This is a genomic window from Synechococcus sp. MIT S9509 (assembly GCF_047303035.1).
Lineage (GTDB): Bacteria > Cyanobacteriota > Cyanobacteriia > PCC-6307 > Cyanobiaceae > Synechococcus_C.
Genome location: NZ_CP138940.1, coordinates 265,702 through 283,873, shown reverse-complemented (window position 1 = coordinate 283,873; position 18,172 = coordinate 265,702). Strand labels below are relative to the sequence as shown.

Sequence of the window (18,172 nt, the reverse complement as noted above, 5' to 3'; positions counted from 1 at the left end):
AAAGAAACAACAACGAATCAACGCTCACTCTTTTCTTCTTTGGGTCTTAGTGCGGTTGATCGCGTATTGGCTGATCAATTGATCACACAGGAACCAGAACTCCTGACCTGAAGACCTGAAGACCGGAACTCAGGTCAACCCGTCAACATTTTGGTCAACCGCGAAGTCATTCAAAGCAAACACCATTGACTCATCAAATTAAAAGCTACTCCAGGCCCCCTACAAACAAAAAGCCAAGGCCTTCTACAAATGAGATTGAAAACAGGACTCAAGTCGATCAACCACTAATGTTTACATTGATGTAGCCGCAAAGGTTTCTTCCATCGCTCTCCCATTCAGGATTCATGGCAACGATATAGAACTGGGCCTGCCTTGAATATTCCACCAAGAACCTGATGTGTTGACAAGTAACAACCAGAGCTGAATGAACCTTCGCTCATTGGAATGCAGCTCACAGGGCTTGTTGATCGCTTGTCGTCATGGAAAGCACAAACAAGGGCTGACACACCAACAGACCATGGTTAACAACAGGGTGTTGCGAAACACCTTTGACTGTTATCTGCACCGCCTCGGCCCAGTCAATCGGCACTGAAATCACAGATGGCCAACGCAAGCCCTATAAAGCTCCGGCCTGTTCCTTGCGAGCAATTGACTACGACGAGTCCCAAATGAAAGAAAGCGACGTCAGCAAACGAGAGCAGCAGTCGGAGTTGATCTACGACTGTTAGTTCGGATTCAGCCTGCTGACGCTGGATCGACGAGATGCTCAGCTGTCTCTGAATCCGGCCGAACGAATGGCGGACCCTCTTGAACCGATCACTGCAAAAAGGGCAGTGGAATCCAAGGTTGATCTTTTGACTGCATGGCCCGCAATGGTGGCTACAGCTGAGATGAAACAAGAAAGCCGCGAATCAGAACAATCCTTTGATCAAACTCTGCTGGAGACGGGCGGTGTATCCGCCATGACTGACCAGCAGTTGGGTGACGCTGATGGAATTGCAACATGTGCTGTTCACCACCACAGCAGGGCGGAGCGAAAACTGGCCAGCTGTCTGAGCTGAAATCATGTTGAGCCATGCCCTACCTACAGCGACAGTGTGACGGGGGTGGACTTCTACGGGTTCAGCGGGCACTTCAGTCGACTCAGAGAATACGTCTGACTTTCAATCCGTCATGGAATGGCCCTGATCGGGCAGGTTTCCAGCATCACCCGAAGAAGATTTCAGTGGATGCTGCCCGGTTGAGACACCATTGCTGGTGATTTCAAGGCGTGTGCGCCCATATTCTCCAGATATGGTGGCTTCAGAGAATCTTTAGGGGATAATTAAGAAGCTTTCCCGTAGTAACAAACCCAAGCAGAAGGTCATGGATAGCGTTAGAAAGAAGATTGTCTTACAAGCTACTAATGACGGACGGTTGGCTTAAGGACCCTCAAAAATCCTGGGCAGTTAGGTTTCACAGAGAGCCTCAAAGTGGACATAAAGATATTCGCGTTCTTGTTGATCACGGCAGAAGAGTCGCTCAGGATCAACCTGCTCTCCTGAAGTCAAGAAGAAACATGCGCTATGAAGATGCTATCTCCTTGTACAAGGAGCTTCAAAATATTGGCTGGACTCATTGCGAGGCCGTTTGGTAATCATTCTTGTCAAGTGATTTCAGGTCAAAACCTCTATCCGTCTTCAGAAGTTTTGAACATCACTTGAACCGAACTGATAGCTTTTAATGCTTGCATAATCAAGGCATTCAATCGACCCCTTGAGAAATTTTGATATTTTCCAATTCAGCACACTTGCCTGAACATCAAATCTCTTTAAATATTTTTTACACTCACATGAGATGATCAGATGGCCCATCTGAGTTCCATCCCCTAGAACTTTAAAATCAACAGCTTCGACATCTCCGATACACTGATTTTGCTGAATTTTGCTGAATTGCAGCAAATAGTCAATACCAGACCGTTTCATAACATAAAACCATGATATATCGAATTTACTTTAACTGAATTAATCCATAAACGTGTCAATGAAAGAGTTTCCCTTCAGCAGCGTCACAGACAACGGTCGATGAGGTTTCCAGCTCAGGTTGCAGCCCAAATTCAGTCAATCACTTCGATTTCCACCGATGTCTTGCCGTCATCGTCAACGTCGAGAGCCGTAGCCGAACCGTGGGCAAGATCAATCACCGTGCCTTGCTTGAACGGTTTGCGGTCATTGATGACAACCATCACGCTTTTGTTGTTATCGAGGCGTGTGACTTTCACTTTTGTACCCATCGGCAGGCTGCTATGGGCTGCAGTCAGAGTTCCTTGCTTGAGGATTTCTCCGCTGGTGGTTTTCTTTCCGTAAAAACCTGGTCCATACCAGGAGGCCTGACCCTGCACTCTCTCAGCTTCCTGCTTGTCGTCTTGAGGCGCACTGTTGGAGCTAGCCGCCTTGACAGAATCGGCGGCTGTTTTGGAAGCGGCGATTTTTTCAGAGGGGCTGACTTGTTCAGAGTTGGCTGTTGGTTCAGGAGCAGAGGCTGTTACCGAATCAGAGGCTTGTTCAGGGTTGACAGTGTTTTCAGGGGCTACCTTTTCAGTGACTGCCTTGTCTGTGACAGCGTCTTTTCCACATCCAAGGGCACTGAAGATCAGCAGGATTGAGACGAGCTTGCTGATTCGTTGCATGGAACGCATCTGCGGTTGATCAATCTTCTCTGGACTTAGCAACAGAGAAGGCTTCTGTGATTGCTGCGCAGCTCAGAAGCTGCGCGGCTGTCTTTTTCGATCAATCAAGGCTCATGGATTCGCCAGAATTCAACGCATGGATCTTGCTGAGAGCATGGCGGCTTCTCCTGAGCCTTTCTCGCTGCCTGGGGGGCCGATCACCGTTGTGCTGATCCACGGCTACACCGGGTCTCCTGCGGAGTTTTCGCTGCTGGCTGAGGCATTACATGCCGAGGGTTTTGGCGTGGAGGCACCCCTGCTCGCTGGCCATGGAACCTGCCTTGAAGATCTGATGCCAGTGCAACCGAGCCAGTGGGTGGCACAGATTGATGCCGTGGTTGGCCGGCTGCTCGATCAGGGGCAGCGCGTCGTGGTGGCGGGCTTGTCCCTCGGGTCGATTCTCGCGATTCAAGTGGGAATGAAGCGGCCAGAAGTTGAGGCGGTGATCACTTACTCACCGCCGATCATGAGTGGAGATCTTCGCGCCTGGATCGCTCCGGTTTTGGCTCTGCTTCTGCCTTCGGTGCGGCGTCCTGCAGATGATTTCGTTGATCCAACAACAGCTGAGCGCCTCTGGAACTATTCCCGCTGGCCCAGTCGTTGCAGCGTGCGCGTACTGGATCTAATCGCTTCCACAAGGAAACATCTCGACCACCTCCATCAACCTCTGCTGGTGATGGCCAGCACTCTCGACAAAGTGATCACGCGACGCGGGGTGCAATTGCTGAAACATCGGAGCGGATCCGAGCATGTGGAAGTGCACTGGCTCAGAGGCAGTGGTCACGTGATCACTGCTGACGCTGAGTGGAAAACAGTGGCTGATCGGACCTTGATGTTCTTGAAAAGCCTCTAGGGTCGATTTTCCCAAGAACTGAGCAATGGACCAGCAGGAACGAGACAACTGGCAGAAGGTTCTCGACTCCCTCGAAGCTGCCGGCGACAGGGAAAGTGCTTTTTATCTCCGTGCGCAAGCCATCTGCAGTGGGGAACCTGACCCGATGCTCACCTGGGAGGCTGAATCTTGAGCATCGATCCAATTCAGCAAGGCCTTGAGCAGTCGTTTGAAACAGAACGGTGGAGCCGGCTGATCCGTGACTGCGATGACCTCGAAACCCTCAGACAAACGGCGCTGTCATTGCTGCAACAGGTCACACAGATGAAAGTCGCCAGTTCCTGGATGGCATCAAGAGCATCAGAGTCTGAAAACGCCAAATTGGAAATCCTGGCGAAACTGATCCAGGAAAGGTCGGAACGCCCTCCGGAGGACAAGCAATGAACAATCTGATTCGAGGCGGAGCCGTAGCACTCGGCATCACCCTGGGTAGTGCTCCAGGACTTGCCGAAACCTGGACGCCTTCACCGGAGCCGCCGTTCTGGAGTCAGACCCGCCAGACGCTCCAGACATCGGGGAAGTTGTCTGAAGGCCCATGGATGTTCATGGAAGCCTTGGACTCACCAAATCTGAAAGCTGGTGAATATCTGAGTGACCCAGCACGGACGGCAGCCGGTGTTGAGTTTGATGCTGCACTTCTGATGCAGCGTCAGGGAAAGCAGACCTGGGAAGTGCGGGAGTTGAGAATGCGAGCGCTCTGCAACCAGAAAAGGCTGCAACGCAGCAACTCTCCTGGGCAGTGGCTTGATTACGTAGGCCGCGAAGACACTTCAGACAAAGTTGCCTGGATCTGCGCTTTACCAACACCCGGCTGAACCCTTGCCATCCCAGGCTTCGACAGGTACAAATGTATTGACGAACAGATGAATTGCCGGTGTCTGCTGGATCCCCCGAGCCGTTGACCACTGCTCAACAGGAGCTCTATGACTGGCTCTCCGATTACATCGGCTGCCACCATCACAGCCCATCCATACGCCAGATGATGCAGGCCATGGGCCTGAGATCACCAGCACCGGTGCAGAGCCGTTTACGGCACTTACAACAGAAAGGCTGGATCACCTGGCAGGAGGGGCAGGCCCGCACCCTTCAGCTGTTGGGCGGGATTGCCTCTGGAATTCCGGTGCTTGGTGCTGTTGCAGCTGGTGGTTTGGTGGAAACGTTTGACGATGTTCAGGATCGTTTGGATCTTGCGCCCGTCCTCGAAACCCGTGGCTTGTTCGCTCTCACCGTGAACGGCGATTCGATGGTTGATGCACACATCGCCGACGGTGATGTCGTGTTGATGGAACCAGTCAGTGATGCTGCTCGTTTGAGACAGGGCACGATCGTCAGCGCCCTGGTGCCTGGCAGCGGCACCACGCTGAAGCATTTCCACTGCGATGGACTCACGGTGCGCTTGGAAGCGGCGAATCCTGCCTACGACCCGATCGAATTGCCTGCCGACCAGGTGCAGGTTCAGGGAAAACTCGCTGCCGTATGGCGGCAGATGTAAGCGTTTGCCTGCAGGGGGCATTGCCGGTGTAAGCTTCGACGCGACAGCGGTAAGGATCATTCCTTTCCGTCGTTTCTGGGGCCATAGCTCAGCTGGTAGAGCACCTGCATGGCATGCAGGGGGTCAGGAGTTCGAGTCTCCTTGGCTCCACTGGATTCTCACCAAGTGGACAAACCCCATTGGTGCAAAACGGTGGCAGCGGTCATGGTTTTTGCACCAAGTCACCAATCAACGGCGCCATAGCCACCATTGATGAGCTGCCTGCCGCAGCAGCAGCTGTTTCGCCATCGTGGCGTCAAGCCGAACAAGGACCGCCCGCTAGTTGATCGCCATGCACCGAAAGCCGGTGTCGGCTGGCTGGTGAACCCTCAGGAGCAGAAGGTCTGCAGCTTCACCAATGCCAATCCAACCGCACACGCGCAGTAGGTTGTTGTCGAGACAAGACCATTACGCAGCAGCGGTCAGCCCGAGAAAAGCGCTTCTGGATAGCCCTCCTCCGGCTCAGCAAACGAAGCAATCCAGCAAAAGGATTCCGCGCCCCTATTTCGGATCACCTCGCAGGCCGCGACTAGTCGGATCTCATTACCCTCTGCTGCGGCACTTGTGGCCAGCTCGTTAATGCCGAGGAGTAGTCCCTGGATGTTCTCGCTCATGAGCTGATCGAAGGGGTGTATCTCACAATCAGCTAGCTCGCCACCGGCTGACCGGGTGTCCCGTGCAATACCTCCCCGAGCGCGTCTTCCTGGCTGGCTGCTGCAATGCATTGTCACCGCTGCATTTGAAAGCGTCGAAGCTAGGGGGTACGCATAAGGAGCATGAGTCTCAAGCAATTAAAAAAGCCACCGCCTTAGCAGTGGCTTAAATCTTGACTCGGACAATCCCCATCACCCGGCCTTGATGTGGCAAGAGTAGGGATTTATTGACTGAGATAGGTATTTGAGAACACCCTGTCATCAATTTCAGATGAGGTGCACCATATGTGGCGTTGACGAGGCGTATTCGTAATACCAAAATATGACTCCCCATCACTCTGGCCCGACTGCGCTAGCAGTGGGGTCTTTTTTATGGCTGAGTCCACTGCAGTTCCAACATCTGAGTCCAGACGTCAAGACCAGTCGCGAAGTTCGCCAGAGACCTCATTGATTTTTCGTCGTTCGACTCATGAACCCAATCCAGTGCCGACAATCCCAGAGACAACGCCAGTTCGAATTGCTCTGCTGAGACCGACTGCATCAGGCTGCGTGTGATTCAACTCTCAGAGTCTGATAACGGTCATCTGGAAGGTGAATCACCGTTGAGGTCAGTAGCAACAGCAGCTGGCCATGGTCCGACTCAGCAATCAAAAGCCCCGCGCTGGGCGGGGCTGCAGGGATGGTGAACTGGATTGGCAGGTGGGACTTTGAGCTGATTGATCAGCCTTCGAGTTTGGCGGGTTCGGCCTCGCCTTCTCTCAGTTCAGCGTCGATGATCATCACAGCAGCAGGGTTTTCTGCAGCGAACTTGACGCGACCCAGCAGGTAAGCGGCCTCGTGCTCAGAGAGACGTTGATCATCAACGATGGGATCCAGGAACACCGTGGTGCGGCGGTCAATGTCCTTTTCTGCAGTGTCATAAAGCTGCAGCACCGAGGCGGTCACATCAGCCTCCATCTTGAAGACATTGGCGATCACCTGCTCCACGCCAGTCCACTGCTGACGGGGTGGCTCGATGGTGTCGAGCACAGGGCGTTGACCTCTGCTGATCAGATAGTCGGCGAATTTGGCGGCATGCTCCTGTTCCTGTTTGGCCTCATCACGGAGATGCTCGGCAAAGCCGGTCAGCTCACGCTCAGCAAACCAGACAGCAGCAGCGAAGTAATCAGCAGCTGACTGACGCTCGAGGTTGAGATGGGCTTCCATCAGGTCGAGCATTTCGGCCGACATGGGCTCGGCCATGGCACGGCCTGCGGGACCGGTGGGGACTTCGATGGGGGCTTGGATTTGTGAAGCTGTCATGTCTCTTCCTCTGAGAGGGATGAATCAGTTCTACATCACAAAAGAGCGAAAGATATGCGTAAAAACCGAACATTAGTGGATCAAAATATGCTTTTGAGAATCACATTCAAGAATGCCAAATATGTTTTTGAGAATCACAATCAAGAGTGCAAATCTGCTGCTGAGAATCAGTTTCGATAAGTTAACGCTAAGTGTTCGGTAAGCCGCCAAAGAAACGATGCCCTGAATGCAATAGACCTGACGAGTTGTTACCAAGAGTTGTGTGATGACTGCAGTTTTACTTTTGTGCGACTGCTCGCTTTGCAAGCGCAGCGTTGAAGAATCGAGGTCAATTAGGATTGGTGGGCAGCATTTCTGCTCTGAGTCCTGTGCCAAGGGGCATCCCAACATGGAGCCATGTGATGGCGAGCGGAACGGCTGTATCTGCGGAATTGGAGAGTTGGAGCTGCTTTTGGCGGCTACTGATTAGTTCAGTAACCGCTGGATCAGATCGGAACCACTGTCAATCAGATCGCAGCAATGAAGACAAGCGATCTCGTTCTCATGCGGGAAGTGGTGCTGAGCCTCTGAAGCCCCGCTAGCAGCAGCTGATGTTGAGGTTTCGCCATCGTGGCGTCATGCCAAACAAGGACCGCCCACTTGTTGACCGCCACGCACCAAAGAACGGTGTCAGCTGGTTGATGAACCACCAGGAAGGCAGAGATGCTTGGTAACGGCCTGCCGCGTTTGCATCACTGGCGATTAGAGCCGAACACCGCTGCGGTTGGCGTTGGCTGGCTTGCTGGTTGGCACCCCGGGGCGCCAATGCTGCACTGCAAAGCTCTCCTCAGGGCCAGGGATGCCATTAGCGGTTGGCTTGATCAGGCTGCGCCAGCCGCTGGTCCACTTGATCAGCACGCTGCCGTTGCCTGTCAGCGACCAGGAACCATCAGCCACCTGATCGATGTTGTTGAAGGCCATCCCTGAGGAGGTGAGAACTGCCAGATAGGGCGGCTTTTCTTGCTGCATGGGCTCTAGCTTGTAGGCCCCCACCCAGTTCATTACCGGGCTTTTCAGCTGCACAGCTTTGCCGTGATTGCTAGGGCCGTCATTCAGTGAAGATCCTGGCTTCCATGACCACTGCACCGCTCCTGCAGGGCCGATCTGGATCGTGTCAGTCCAGCCATCTGAATAGGTAGAGCGGATGCCATTACCCCAGGTCTGCCAGTTACCGTTCTCGAGAAGTTGGTTACGTGTCATCCGCTGCGAAGTACCGACATCGGGGTGGCGTTTGCCGGTCACCGTGAGAGAACTGCCATCAGGCCGCAGGATCAAATTGAATGGCACGTTCTCGTTATCAGTGAGCACCCAGGTGCCCACCATTCTTTTGGGATCCGGCTCAGGGAAGCCCGCACCCATCAGGGCTGCCCCCAGCAACAGAGCAGCAGAGGGTTTCAACCAAGACAGGCCCATAGAAGTGCGACTGGTTGTGTTGATGTAGCAGGGATTTGCAGCGGCTGCCTTCCGACCCAGTTCCAAGCTCTACAGCTGCTGAGCTGAAAGCTAAATGTTCCCGCATGCAGAAGTCAGGCGGGTGGAAGCGATGCCCGCCTAAGTGGTGACGACTGCAAGCGCAACCAAGCAAAGACCGGCATCATGCGCGGACTAATGCCTGATCCATGCTTCGCCGCCTCTCGATTGGACTGCTGGCTTCTGCTGTTGCTATCGCCCCGCTGCCTTTGAAGGCGCAGGACGGCAATACTGAGGATCTCGGTGATGTGATGAGCATCAGCCTCAAGGATGTGGTGAAGCCAACCTTTGGGTTCCAGGGAGCATTGCAAGGTGCAGGAACACCGAATAAAGCTGGCATTGGTGGGTTCCTGCCTCTCTCTGTTGGCGACAATAGCGTCTGGTTCGTTGATGCCTTGATTAACGCCAATTTCGCTAATCTTTTTGCCCGGATGGATTAAAATCAACAACGCAGAAATACGCTTTCCAGAGTCAAACCCAAGAGCACAGATGCATATGCTCTGTTGAAGCCTTATAAAAACCAAACTCCAACAGCAAAAAAAATGGCACCAGCCCCACTTACACAATGCCTATCTTTGTAACCTCAAAAAAAATTATTCACTTCGCCCACATTCCCAAAACAGGGGGCACATCCGTCGAAAAATATATTTTATCTACGAGAATTACAAGACATGCTTTTCTTGATTGCAGCTTTGCTACCCATCGAGCCCAGTCACCATGGAACAATTCTTCTCCACAGCACATAGACGGGGCTTCTCTCAGGCGCCTCTTTCCATCAAATTTCTTTACCGATTTCTTTGCAATACTCAGGGACCCAATAAACAGATTTATTAGCGCATATTTATTTCAAATGGACGAGCCAGGATCAAAACTGAGGCAAATAAGCGTAAATGAGTTTATCGCAACATATCTTGAGGCAAGCTTCAAAAGAAATGGCTGGTGTGATAATCATTTCTTGCCACAAAAGCGCTTCCTCCACCCCGAAGGGAATTACAAGTTATTTTACCTCAATTCCGAAGGAATGAAGAAAGTCAAAGCTTATTTAGATGAACTTTTGGAAATACCAGAAAATTTCACGCAAATCCCACAGACTATGCAGAGCGACAAACAGTCAAGCATCGACCTAAAAGCAGATTTAACAAGCGAATCAATCAATAGACTTAAAATTATCTACAAAGAAGATTACGGGATAATTAAATCCCTGACCCATAATGAGCCTTAATGTAACAATGAGCCTTGATCTTGCAGCGATATTGTCCACTTTGCAAGAAGACCGCCTTGAGACGAAATCAAGAGTCATTAAATTGCCTTGTTTGTGTCAATATCAAAAAATATCTGACGTGTATGTAATTCATGCGGGGAACCATTCCACGTTGAAGTGGTGTCCTCATACGTCAGGTGTGTGGGAACTGCATCAACAGCTGATGGCATCAGACCGTCGACTGCGAAGAACGCCGCCGCACCCACAAGACCGCCAACAGCAGAACCGATAACAACACGACCGAGACCTTTCATTGATTGATTGCGAACTCACACACCGTCGCTGAAAGGGTGGTGAAGCCGCATCCCCCCAAAGGATCAAAGGTGCTCGTAGCTTTTGTTTGTTGAGACCACATCAAATGGAAGGTTGGCTGACTAACGCGAGCAAGTGCCAGAAGGTCAGCTTCCTTCCCGATCTGAACTCCAGTGGATCAGCAGATGACGTCTTTGTGATCGTTGACCACATCAAAGACATGCCAGAAGCTCATCCGCCGCTTCTCAAGACACGCCGGAACATGCGCTACGAGGATGCCGTCGCTCTTTGGAAAGAGCTTCAGCGTTGTGGATGGACAGTTACTGAAGCTGCTTGGTGATCAAACGCCGAGCCTGGAGACCATGCAGAAGTCAGGTGGCTGAAAGTATTGTGAACCACAAGCTCTGGGCATGGACGAGCAAATTATTGGCATCTCTTAGAGGTCTCTGAGAAGAAAGTGGCAGTGGATTCAGGTTTGGCTATGTAATGGAGAGCTGAATTCACCCCGATGAATCAGAGCCAAGATGCGAAGCGTCACAAGAGTGATCAACAACATCGCACTAAAGCTGGTTCGCTTAACGTCGAAGTAGAGCGAAATCGCAGCGTGAATCACTTGTCAACAAATACTATTAACGATGAAGCGCTCAAGAAAATTGATAACGAAACAAGTGAACTTATGAAGGACCAGGGGCCAGCCTCATTTCGCAGGGAGAGCAACTGATATGAGTAACGAACATCATCAAACCGGCAGACGCCCAAACAAAGCTGATCTTGAACGTCTTGATCCTGTACATCGAGAGAAAGAGCCGCTGAAGCAAGGCAGTGCAGAGGAACGACACAGCAATCCCAACGAAAAACATCGGGAGCATTCTCACAGTGGAGAAAAGTTTGTAGAGGAAGTGAAGCGTCTTGATGCTTCAGATTGAGATATTTCTCCATTGAGAAAAAAGTGACCAGTTATTAGTGGTTTTCATCACAGGTAATGTAGATATAGCCCAGGCCACTACAGACATAACGCCATTGAGGCATGGGAAACCAAGCAGAAATCGGGTGGGTGGAAGCGGTGCCCGCCGAAGTGGCGATGTGTAGTTGGTGTGAGGTAGACAATGGCTCAGGCAGATTCAAACGGACTTACGACTGAGGCAAAGGGGTCCCAATCAGGATCGCGGTGCCAGTCGTATTCAGCAAAGTTGGCAGCCTGCTCAGCGACCTGACTGCTGACCAGCTTGGCAATCACCGCGAGAGACATATCAATGCCAGCCGATACACCCGATGAAGTGAAGAACTTGCCGTCTTCTACCCAGCGGGCTTGCGGTTGCCAGTGCACCTTTTCGCTTTGAGAGCAAGCCCAAGCAAAAGCCAACTTGTTGCTCGTGGCGCAGACCCCATCGAGCACCCCGGCTTTGGCCATCAGGGCGCTACCGGTGCAGACCGAGGCAACCAGTTCGGCTTGCTGCGCACGGGCCTTCAACCACTCGAGCAGCACTGGGTTGTCGACTTCTCTTCTGGTGCCTGTGCCGCCGGGTACTAGCAGCACATCAATGGCTGGCGCTGACTGAAACGAATCGTCGCTGACGCTTTTGGGGCCCTGGCGACTGGCCACAACGCCTCCGTTTTCGGAGATCAAACGGATCTCGAAATGATCGGTCGCCAGGCCGAACATCTCCAAAGGGCCAAACACATCGAGCAGTTCAAAGCCTTCAAACAGGACAACGCCAATGGTTCGTTTGTACGTCATGAACGAGTCCTCCTTGGTGGCTTTTGTTGGCAGCACTGTCTCAGCCCTGCGCTGGAAGCATCAGGATTTGAGAGGCATCGAGAACCTTGCTCAGCTCGATTGAGTTGGGCGTGGTGAGCTCCAGCACTGTCGACTTGTCTCCTCGCCAAACTATGCGCGCTGTATTCAGCTTGATTCCGGCTTCCTGGCAGCGATGGGTGAGTGATCCAAGCGCACCAGGATGGTCGGCAATTTTCACCAGAACTGAGTCATTCCCGGCCTGGCTGAAATTCATCTGGCTGATCACAGAGGAGTCTTGATCGCAAATGGCTACACGCGCTGAGCCGTACTTGTTCTCATTGATCAGTCGATTGATGATCTCAATCGCCTTCACACGCTCCTCTACAGACAAGATCAGCAGGCAGCCTTCGTCGATGGAGGAGGACTTCATGTCAACGATTGAAATTCCAGCATTGCCCATAGCCGTCGCCACAGCATCTAGAAGATCAACACTGGAGCTACCAATCAAAATGATCTCTTGCGATGGCTGAGCTCGCACGCTTGTGAAGCCAGTCGGAACTGTTCGGCTTGGTGATGGCACGCTTGCTGCTGCGTGCTGAGCCTTGATGTCGGCCACCAAGCGATCCACCTGATCAGTGGTGACATTGGGCATGGTGATCAGATGGGATACAGGCCCATGAGTTGCCAATTGCCAGCTCTCGACGATGGACTGCAACGGTCTGTCAAATACAACTGTGTTGGAGTACGAGTGCCTCCAGGCATTTTGCCCAGCTTTGTTGAGTTCAATAACGGCATACTCGGCGCGCTCAAGGCACTGCTGAATCAGTTGGCGAAAGCCTGATTGACCATACGTCTTGATGGCATACCAGAGGAACAGGGGGGCAATCCCGTTCCGAGATCCGGTCAAGGTTGTATCCATCGAACCGATGTATTCCACACTCTGTGCAATTCGCGTCATATTGTCTTTCTTAGCCAAAACAACACCGCACGGGATCGGTGAACCGATCATCTTGTGGCCACTGATCGAAAGGCTGTCAATGCCGTGGGCAAAGTTCCAGGCCGGTGCGTCTTTAATAAACGGCAGAATCATTCCGCTAAGCGCACAATCGGCATGTAGGTATTTCCGGGGAATCGCCAGGTCTTGAAAAATGGCGTTGATACCATCGATATCATCAACAGCTCCTTTCATCGTTGTGCCAATATTGGCACAAATAATCGGCGGGCTTTTGCGATTAAGCCGCAGACTCTCGCGCAGATCATTAAGGTCCATTGTTCCGTCTTGATTGGAACGGATCATGATGCTTGGCAGGTTCAAGCAACGCAGGATTTTTCCAACGGAATAATGGGTTTCTTGTGAGTAATAGACGATGCCATCAGGCAGGATCTCCCTAGCCAAAAACAGCCCATAGTGGTTTCCCTCTGTGCCGCCGTTGGTGACATAACCCCAGGTTTCCCCTACAGGAGCATTAGTCATTTCTTCAAAGAATTTGAGAACCTCAAGCTCAAAGTGATGGGTATTGAGGTGATAGTTGCTAGGGACATATGGGTCGCCAATGTTGTTAATGGGATAAGCCAGAAATCGGTAGAGGGCTTCGTAATTGAAGTCCGCATTACAGGGGTAGCCAATAAACTTGTCTTTCTCGTCAGCCAGATGCTCCTCTAATTCGTTCAGTGTTGAGTGAATCGAATCAAGCCCTTGATCAAAATGCATCGCAATGCAACGTGTTTCCACAAGATGCCTGCAGAGATTGCATCAACATATTTGAGCTGGTTGAATTTCTGATGAGAGTTTGCTTTGTCTACAAAGTGACAGGTTGTAAGCATTTGACACTTATTGCTTACAGAAATACATGTCTGCAAGCTTTGCATTCTTTCTTTCGAATCTGCGCGATTACTTAATCGCTTGCAGTATTCCGATGGTATTGAGCTTGCGTCCGTCTTTGATCTTGACCAAAACTTTTAACCAATTTTGACTGTATCGATTATTCTTATTTGCATGAATCAATTCACATCCGATGCCTGCACGACCTCAGCGAGCCACGTATTCGAAATCGTTATTGTTGAACAGATCAATCTCATCAGAAATAAATTAATACCGCATTATTTAGCTATATCCGCCACGTCTTTAGAAGAATTATCTGCTTTCATTTTTTCCAAAATATTAGCATCTCCTTTGGCTTTTTTAAGAAAGGATATGAGTCTTCCTAAAAACATTGGTGATTGGCAAGCAAAGAAGACTTAGCCATGACCAACAGAGTAACCACCCGTGTTCAATGCACCATCTGATCTAGCCTAGTCTCGCGAAGCAAGCTTGAGTGGACCTTCCCATTTTCTAGTACAGGCGTTGTCTTAGAGGGTGATTGTCGATAACGGGCTTTATAACCAACAAGCCCCCTAAGAGCATACGAGTTTCCTGATCATGGCAACTTGCACCACGTTCCAGACCGGTCAAAGTCCCTACAAGGATTGGTAAATGGAGTAGGTGTTTACTGTGTCTAAAGCAGAAAGAGAGACCCATCAGACTGACTGATGTCACGAATTTAATGGTGTTGTTTTTGAAAGAAAAAACACTCCAGAAGTTCAGCGTTTCGCGATACCGACTGTCGTCGATGAATATTCCAAAAGCTACTCACGAGCATTGATAGTTGCAACTTCATGAGCCATAAGTTCAGAAACAGCTTCCAACAAATAAATGACACAGCCTTTTTAAAGACAATTTTTTCCCTCTGCAATTGGAAGTAGAACTTGAAAAATAATAGCAACAGACTGGAGCTGAGACAAAGGAAGCTGGAGAGTTGGAAGCTGAGAGCAGCGCAGCAATTAAAAGAAAGGAATGGTGATGTCGATTCAGCAACAGATGCTCTAAGGCAGGCTGATACTGCGTAGCAAATTAAAGGAGAGTTGTATGAGTAATTCTATGTCAATAGAGCTTTCTACTTGGAAGGATCTTATCTTAATGATCTTTTTGGGAAGAAGATAAATGAATAAAGCTTGGGTGATCACTTTTATGTCATGAATGAAAGCCTAAAAGATGGCTTATGACCAACACAGCCCTTATGAATTAATAATTAAATACTAAATATGTCGGCGGATGGAATCTGCGGCATGAGCAGCGGCTTCAAGAGCACCCTCTAGATAGCCTCTCCATCTCGTTGACGCTTCTGTACCAGCCCAATGAACTCTGCCATGAGGCTCCTGCCAATACTCTCCGTAGGTCGTCCAAGCTCCTGGAGTTACATAGCTGGTGAATGCACCACTAGACCAATCCTCTTGATTCCAGTTTTGCAAAATAAGCTCCTTAGGTTGTGCAGCATCAGGACCGAAATACGCTGCTAAATCAGATAGAACAGATGACTTCTGCTGATTATCAGTAAGTTGCTGAAATTCAACAGCTCGACCAGCAGTAATAAAGCTTGCTATAACACCAGGATTTCCGTCCGGAGGTGAACTATCTGCCATGAACTGGAGAGTATTTTGATTTCCGATGCCAAGACCACTCATCCCTTTTTGACGCCAAAAAGCTTTATCATATATAGCTAATACTTTAATCATCGAACCCATTGGATTACGTTGCAGAAATGATCTGGTCTCAGCACGCAAAGCAGGTCGAAAGGATATACGCTGCCTCAACGGTGGAGGAATTGCAACAATAGCCGCCTTAGCGAATATTTTGCGACCATATCCATCAGTGACCTGAACACTGTTATCATCCTGCTCGATACAGATTACAGGTGAATTTAGAGTAATATGGTCAGTCAATTCTTCAGTCAAAAGCTCTGCGACCTGTCCAGCAGCACCTTTAATGAGCCAAGATTCCGGATAATCCCGCTGAGGTGAAATTGCCTGAGTCCAGATTGAATGAAGCATCGATGCATCCCAAACATCAAAACCACCAGATCCCCCGACATTAGATAATATCTCCAACATAAAAGTACTTAATGGCGAGTCGCTATGTCGCTTTAGCCAAGATTCAATTGTAATACGATCAAGCTCAACAGCATTTGGAGTCTTCCACGGAGCACCGTGGTCAACGGTCTTAACAAGTTCTTGATACAATTTTAAAGTTGATTTTGCTTTGTCAACTTCTTCTTGGGTTTGACCAATTTGGTCAGAATCTAGAAACAGTAATCCTTCATCATAATCAGCAGCTACATCGGCTAAAGTATTTTTATTATTCCAAACAAGAGATGCCTTGCCCTCTTTGTAAACTGGAAATGTTTCAAGACCAAGTTCACTCACAAGCTCGCGAAAGCGATGATGAGATTGACCACCCCACTGTCCACCTAAATCGACAAAGTGGCCGGAGTCGGTAAGTTTTCGAACCATCCGCCCTCCTGTACGATTTCTAGCCTCAAGGATATGAATATTCTTTCCGTTTTGTTTTAGTTGCCGAGCCGCCATTAATCCTGAAAGACCAGCGCCCACCACAACGACATCGACCTGATCAGGAAGTTCACTAGCAAAGCTGCTGTGATTTAATCCAATCGCCGCAATTCCGGTAAGTCCAGCACTTGCAATCAACTCGCGTCGGGAGAGTGACATCGCAAATCAGATAGATAACTGGAAGTTATTGATTAAACCTCTTATTTTTCTGAGAAACCTATGAGTATTGGCAAAGATAAGCAATAGAAAGGTAAGAATCTAAAGGAATCACACTGCCTGAAAAACATGCAGTCAATTAGCACCACACGATTACCGGACTTGATCCGAGACCAGATCAGAATTGAGAAATGAGGAGAGCAGCAATGGTACCTTTTGTGCGCAACCTCTTTCAGATCGCTGATGTGGATACAACAGTGATCAGGTCGGTCAACACCAACCTCGCTAGCATGTAATCCAGGCCAGTTGAACATCTTCTTAATGCCCCACGCGGCCTGATAATCAATAACAAGTAATTCTGTGTCGATTCTTTGAGTTGTATTCCCCAAAACATCCTTGTTGGTTGGGTTTAATTAGAATTAAAAAAATATTTTCGAGAAACGTCTGCCTTTGGAGAGGAGAAAGTTCTCATGAGTAGGAGGGGGCAGAAATGCCGCTATCTTTGTGGGGAGCACGTCACCCATGTGATTCCCGGACTTAGATAATTCTCTAAAAAAGTTTAGGTAAACCGTCAGCTGTGAACTCTCGTCGTCACACTCCATCAATAGGCCATTTGGGCTCGCTCCACATCCCCCTTTGCGGGTGATTTCTAATAGAGAAAGCACCTAGAGTTTTTCCATTCGAGGTTAAAAAGCTCCTGCCTAGTGATTCTATCGTCAGTCTTCTGATCTTTAGGAACCTTTTCGATTACATGTGTTTTAAGGATCGCAAAGCCAAATGTACTCTAATTTGCTATCAATAGAACAACGTCACTATGTGAATCAGATAGGAGTCAATTGCATGATCAAGGTTTTTTCTAACCAAATGAGAGACCTTGTTGACACAGAGGTTCAAATTCAGCGTGTTGCATCCGGATTCGAGTTCACCGAAGGGCCAATCTGGCATCCTCGCGATCACCACCTACTTTTTTCTGATATCCCTGGAAATTCACGTCTTCAATACTCATCGAATGAAGCGATAAGAGTAATTCGAAAACCTTCCAGCAAATGCAACGGAATGACTTACAATTCAGATTTAAATCTTTTAGTTTGCGAGCATCTTAGTGCGTCAGTGGTCTTGGAAGGTGAAGATGGGCGTCGAGAAGTTTTAGCGACACATTTTGAAGGAAAGGAGCTGAACAGCCCTAATGATATTTGTTGTCGGTCAGATGATTCAATCTATTTTTCTGATCCTACATATGGACGATTGCCTTGGTCAGGTGAGGAACGACCTCAGGATCTGGACTTCCAAGGTGTTTTTCGTGTGAGCGCAAATCGAGAACTTGAACTTCTGGTCGATAAAAATTGCTATCAGCAGCCAAATGGATTGTGCTTCTCCCCAGACGAATCGTTGTTCTATATTAATGACTCACCTAGAGCTTTAATAGATGTCTACAAAGTAGCTCCTGATGGAAGCCTATACGATAAGAAAGCTTTTGCAAGGAACATTGGTGATGGCACTTTCGAAGGAGGAGTACCGGACGGAATGAAGTGTGATGAAAACGGAAATATTTGGGTCACAGGACCAGGAGGGCTCTGGATTTTCAATCCAAAAGGTGAGCAGCTTGGAATAATTGAAATCCCCGAGCATACCGCCAACCTTCATTGGGGCGGATCTGATTGGCATACATTATTTGTGACAGCAAGCACTTCAGTATATTCATTAACAACAAAAGTGGGTCCCCATATTGAAAGCTTCATGAGAACTTGAAGACTGCGATTCATGAAATTTGACGAGACATATGCTTGT

Annotated in this window: 24 protein-coding genes, 1 tRNA gene and 1 pseudogene; 16 read left to right on the top strand and 10 right to left on the bottom strand. The window is 49.5% G+C overall.

The features are described 5' to 3' along the window. Positions 1 to 911: 911 nt before the first annotated feature. Positions 912 to 1,133 (bottom strand): hypothetical protein, encoded by a 222-nt coding sequence (locus SIB73_RS01625; protein ID WP_413403460.1) that lies wholly within the window; start codon positions 1,131 to 1,133, stop codon positions 912 to 914. Between the two features lie 272 nt (positions 1,134 to 1,405). On the opposite strand from SIB73_RS01625, the gene SIB73_RS01620 reads away from it, so the two are divergent. Further along, the gene (locus tag SIB73_RS01620; RefSeq protein ID WP_413403461.1) at positions 1,406 to 1,636 is read left to right on the top strand and encodes a DUF1651 domain-containing protein; all 231 of its coding nucleotides are present in this window, start codon (positions 1,406 to 1,408) and stop codon (positions 1,634 to 1,636) included. Between the two features lie 43 nt (positions 1,637 to 1,679). Here SIB73_RS01620 and SIB73_RS01615 read toward each other — a convergent pair whose 3' ends face one another. Next, positions 1,680 to 1,940 (bottom strand): hypothetical protein, encoded by a 261-nt coding sequence (locus SIB73_RS01615; RefSeq protein ID WP_413439688.1) that lies wholly within the window; start codon positions 1,938 to 1,940, stop codon positions 1,680 to 1,682. A 155-nt stretch (positions 1,941 to 2,095) separates the two neighbouring features. Then, entirely contained in the window at positions 2,096 to 2,668 is a 573-nt protein-coding gene (locus SIB73_RS01610; RefSeq protein ID WP_413403465.1) for a septal ring lytic transglycosylase RlpA family protein, read from the bottom strand. A 154-nt stretch (positions 2,669 to 2,822) separates the two neighbouring features. Between SIB73_RS01610 and SIB73_RS01605 the strand changes: the two genes are divergently transcribed. From SIB73_RS01605 to SIB73_RS01575, 7 genes are all read left to right on the top strand, one after another. After that, positions 2,823 to 3,560 (top strand): alpha/beta hydrolase, encoded by a 738-nt coding sequence (locus tag SIB73_RS01605; RefSeq protein WP_413439687.1) that lies wholly within the window; start codon positions 2,823 to 2,825, stop codon positions 3,558 to 3,560. A 25-nt stretch (positions 3,561 to 3,585) separates the two neighbouring features. Next, positions 3,586 to 3,732: a hypothetical protein gene (locus SIB73_RS01600; RefSeq protein ID WP_413403470.1), complete on the top strand. Its 147-nt coding sequence runs from the start codon at positions 3,586 to 3,588 to the stop codon at positions 3,730 to 3,732. Further along, the gene (locus tag SIB73_RS01595; protein WP_413403472.1) at positions 3,729 to 3,983 is read left to right on the top strand and encodes a hypothetical protein; all 255 of its coding nucleotides are present in this window, start codon (positions 3,729 to 3,731) and stop codon (positions 3,981 to 3,983) included. Before SIB73_RS01600 ends, SIB73_RS01595 begins: the two co-directional genes overlap by 4 nt. Further along, positions 3,980 to 4,414, top strand: a complete 435-nt coding sequence (locus tag SIB73_RS01590) for a hypothetical protein (RefSeq protein ID WP_413403474.1) — start codon at positions 3,980 to 3,982, stop codon at positions 4,412 to 4,414. Before SIB73_RS01595 ends, SIB73_RS01590 begins: the two co-directional genes overlap by 4 nt. 53 nt (positions 4,415 to 4,467) lie before the next feature. Continuing rightward, complete coding sequence (gene lexA, locus SIB73_RS01585) at positions 4,468 to 5,091, top strand: transcriptional repressor LexA (RefSeq protein WP_413403476.1); 624 nt, start codon at positions 4,468 to 4,470, stop codon at positions 5,089 to 5,091. A 77-nt stretch (positions 5,092 to 5,168) separates the two neighbouring features. Continuing rightward, positions 5,169 to 5,241, top strand: a tRNA-Ala gene (locus SIB73_RS01580). A gap of 102 nt (positions 5,242 to 5,343) precedes the next feature. Next, positions 5,344 to 5,517, top strand: coding sequence for a hypothetical protein (locus SIB73_RS01575; RefSeq protein ID WP_413403478.1), 174 nt, complete (start codon positions 5,344 to 5,346; stop codon positions 5,515 to 5,517). 35 nt (positions 5,518 to 5,552) lie between these two features. Here SIB73_RS01575 and SIB73_RS01570 read toward each other — a convergent pair whose 3' ends face one another. Together SIB73_RS01570 and SIB73_RS01565 are read right to left on the bottom strand one after the other, a co-directional pair. Continuing rightward, positions 5,553 to 5,744, bottom strand: coding sequence for a hypothetical protein (locus SIB73_RS01570; protein ID WP_413403479.1), 192 nt, complete (start codon positions 5,742 to 5,744; stop codon positions 5,553 to 5,555). A gap of 759 nt (positions 5,745 to 6,503) precedes the next feature. Continuing rightward, positions 6,504 to 7,085 (bottom strand): ferritin, encoded by a 582-nt coding sequence (locus SIB73_RS01565; protein WP_413403480.1) that lies wholly within the window; start codon positions 7,083 to 7,085, stop codon positions 6,504 to 6,506. 265 nt (positions 7,086 to 7,350) lie between these two features. On the opposite strand from SIB73_RS01565, the gene SIB73_RS01560 reads away from it, so the two are divergent. Further along, the gene (locus SIB73_RS01560) at positions 7,351 to 7,554 is read left to right on the top strand and encodes a conjugal transfer protein TrbI (RefSeq protein WP_413403482.1); all 204 of its coding nucleotides are present in this window, start codon (positions 7,351 to 7,353) and stop codon (positions 7,552 to 7,554) included. 272 nt (positions 7,555 to 7,826) lie between these two features. Here the strand turns inward: SIB73_RS01560 and SIB73_RS01555 are convergent, their stop codons facing one another. After that, complete coding sequence (locus SIB73_RS01555; RefSeq protein WP_413403484.1) at positions 7,827 to 8,603, bottom strand: hypothetical protein; 777 nt, start codon at positions 8,601 to 8,603, stop codon at positions 7,827 to 7,829. Between the two features lie 140 nt (positions 8,604 to 8,743). On the opposite strand from SIB73_RS01555, the pseudogene SIB73_RS01550 reads away from it, so the two are divergent. Continuing rightward, positions 8,744 to 9,013 (top strand): annotated as a pseudogene (locus SIB73_RS01550) (carbamoyl-phosphate synthase); the annotation flags it as partial. Positions 9,014 to 9,159: 146 nt separating this feature from the next. Continuing rightward, complete coding sequence (locus tag SIB73_RS01545; protein ID WP_413403486.1) at positions 9,160 to 9,816, top strand: sulfotransferase family 2 domain-containing protein; 657 nt, start codon at positions 9,160 to 9,162, stop codon at positions 9,814 to 9,816. A gap of 77 nt (positions 9,817 to 9,893) precedes the next feature. On the opposite strand, the gene SIB73_RS01540 is transcribed toward SIB73_RS01545, so the two are convergent. Beyond that, complete coding sequence (locus tag SIB73_RS01540; RefSeq protein WP_413403488.1) at positions 9,894 to 10,109, bottom strand: hypothetical protein; 216 nt, start codon at positions 10,107 to 10,109, stop codon at positions 9,894 to 9,896. A 104-nt stretch (positions 10,110 to 10,213) separates the two neighbouring features. Here SIB73_RS01540 and SIB73_RS01535 point away from each other — a divergent pair, with 104 nt between their 5' ends. The 3 genes from SIB73_RS01535 (at position 10,214) to SIB73_RS01525 (ending at position 11,033) form a co-directional block, all read left to right on the top strand. Further along, positions 10,214 to 10,447 (top strand): DUF1651 domain-containing protein, encoded by a 234-nt coding sequence (locus tag SIB73_RS01535; protein WP_413403490.1) that lies wholly within the window; start codon positions 10,214 to 10,216, stop codon positions 10,445 to 10,447. 168 nt (positions 10,448 to 10,615) lie between these two features. Further along, positions 10,616 to 10,828, top strand: coding sequence for a hypothetical protein (locus SIB73_RS01530; protein WP_413403491.1), 213 nt, complete (start codon positions 10,616 to 10,618; stop codon positions 10,826 to 10,828). A gap of 1 nt (position 10,829) precedes the next feature. Continuing rightward, complete coding sequence (locus tag SIB73_RS01525) at positions 10,830 to 11,033, top strand: hypothetical protein (protein ID WP_413403493.1); 204 nt, start codon at positions 10,830 to 10,832, stop codon at positions 11,031 to 11,033. A gap of 185 nt (positions 11,034 to 11,218) precedes the next feature. Here the strand turns inward: SIB73_RS01525 and SIB73_RS01520 are convergent, their stop codons facing one another. The 3 genes from SIB73_RS01520 to SIB73_RS01510 form a co-directional block, all read right to left on the bottom strand. Then, complete coding sequence (locus SIB73_RS01520; RefSeq protein ID WP_413439686.1) at positions 11,219 to 11,881, bottom strand: DJ-1/PfpI family protein; 663 nt, start codon at positions 11,879 to 11,881, stop codon at positions 11,219 to 11,221. 4 nt (positions 11,882 to 11,885) lie between these two features. Then, complete coding sequence (locus tag SIB73_RS01515; protein WP_413439685.1) at positions 11,886 to 13,577, bottom strand: histidine decarboxylase; 1,692 nt, start codon at positions 13,575 to 13,577, stop codon at positions 11,886 to 11,888. A 1,343-nt stretch (positions 13,578 to 14,920) separates the two neighbouring features. Beyond that, positions 14,921 to 16,387, bottom strand: coding sequence for a flavin monoamine oxidase family protein (locus SIB73_RS01510; protein ID WP_413403498.1), 1,467 nt, complete (start codon positions 16,385 to 16,387; stop codon positions 14,921 to 14,923). 188 nt (positions 16,388 to 16,575) lie between these two features. Here SIB73_RS01510 and SIB73_RS01505 point away from each other — a divergent pair, with 188 nt between their 5' ends. Both SIB73_RS01505 and SIB73_RS01500 read left to right on the top strand, forming a co-directional pair. After that, the gene (locus SIB73_RS01505) at positions 16,576 to 16,680 is read left to right on the top strand and encodes a DUF3104 domain-containing protein (RefSeq protein ID WP_413439684.1); all 105 of its coding nucleotides are present in this window, start codon (positions 16,576 to 16,578) and stop codon (positions 16,678 to 16,680) included. Positions 16,681 to 17,224: 544 nt separating this feature from the next. Next, positions 17,225 to 18,133 (top strand): SMP-30/gluconolactonase/LRE family protein, encoded by a 909-nt coding sequence (locus SIB73_RS01500; protein WP_413403502.1) that lies wholly within the window; start codon positions 17,225 to 17,227, stop codon positions 18,131 to 18,133. The last annotated feature ends 39 nt before the right edge of the window (positions 18,134 to 18,172 follow it).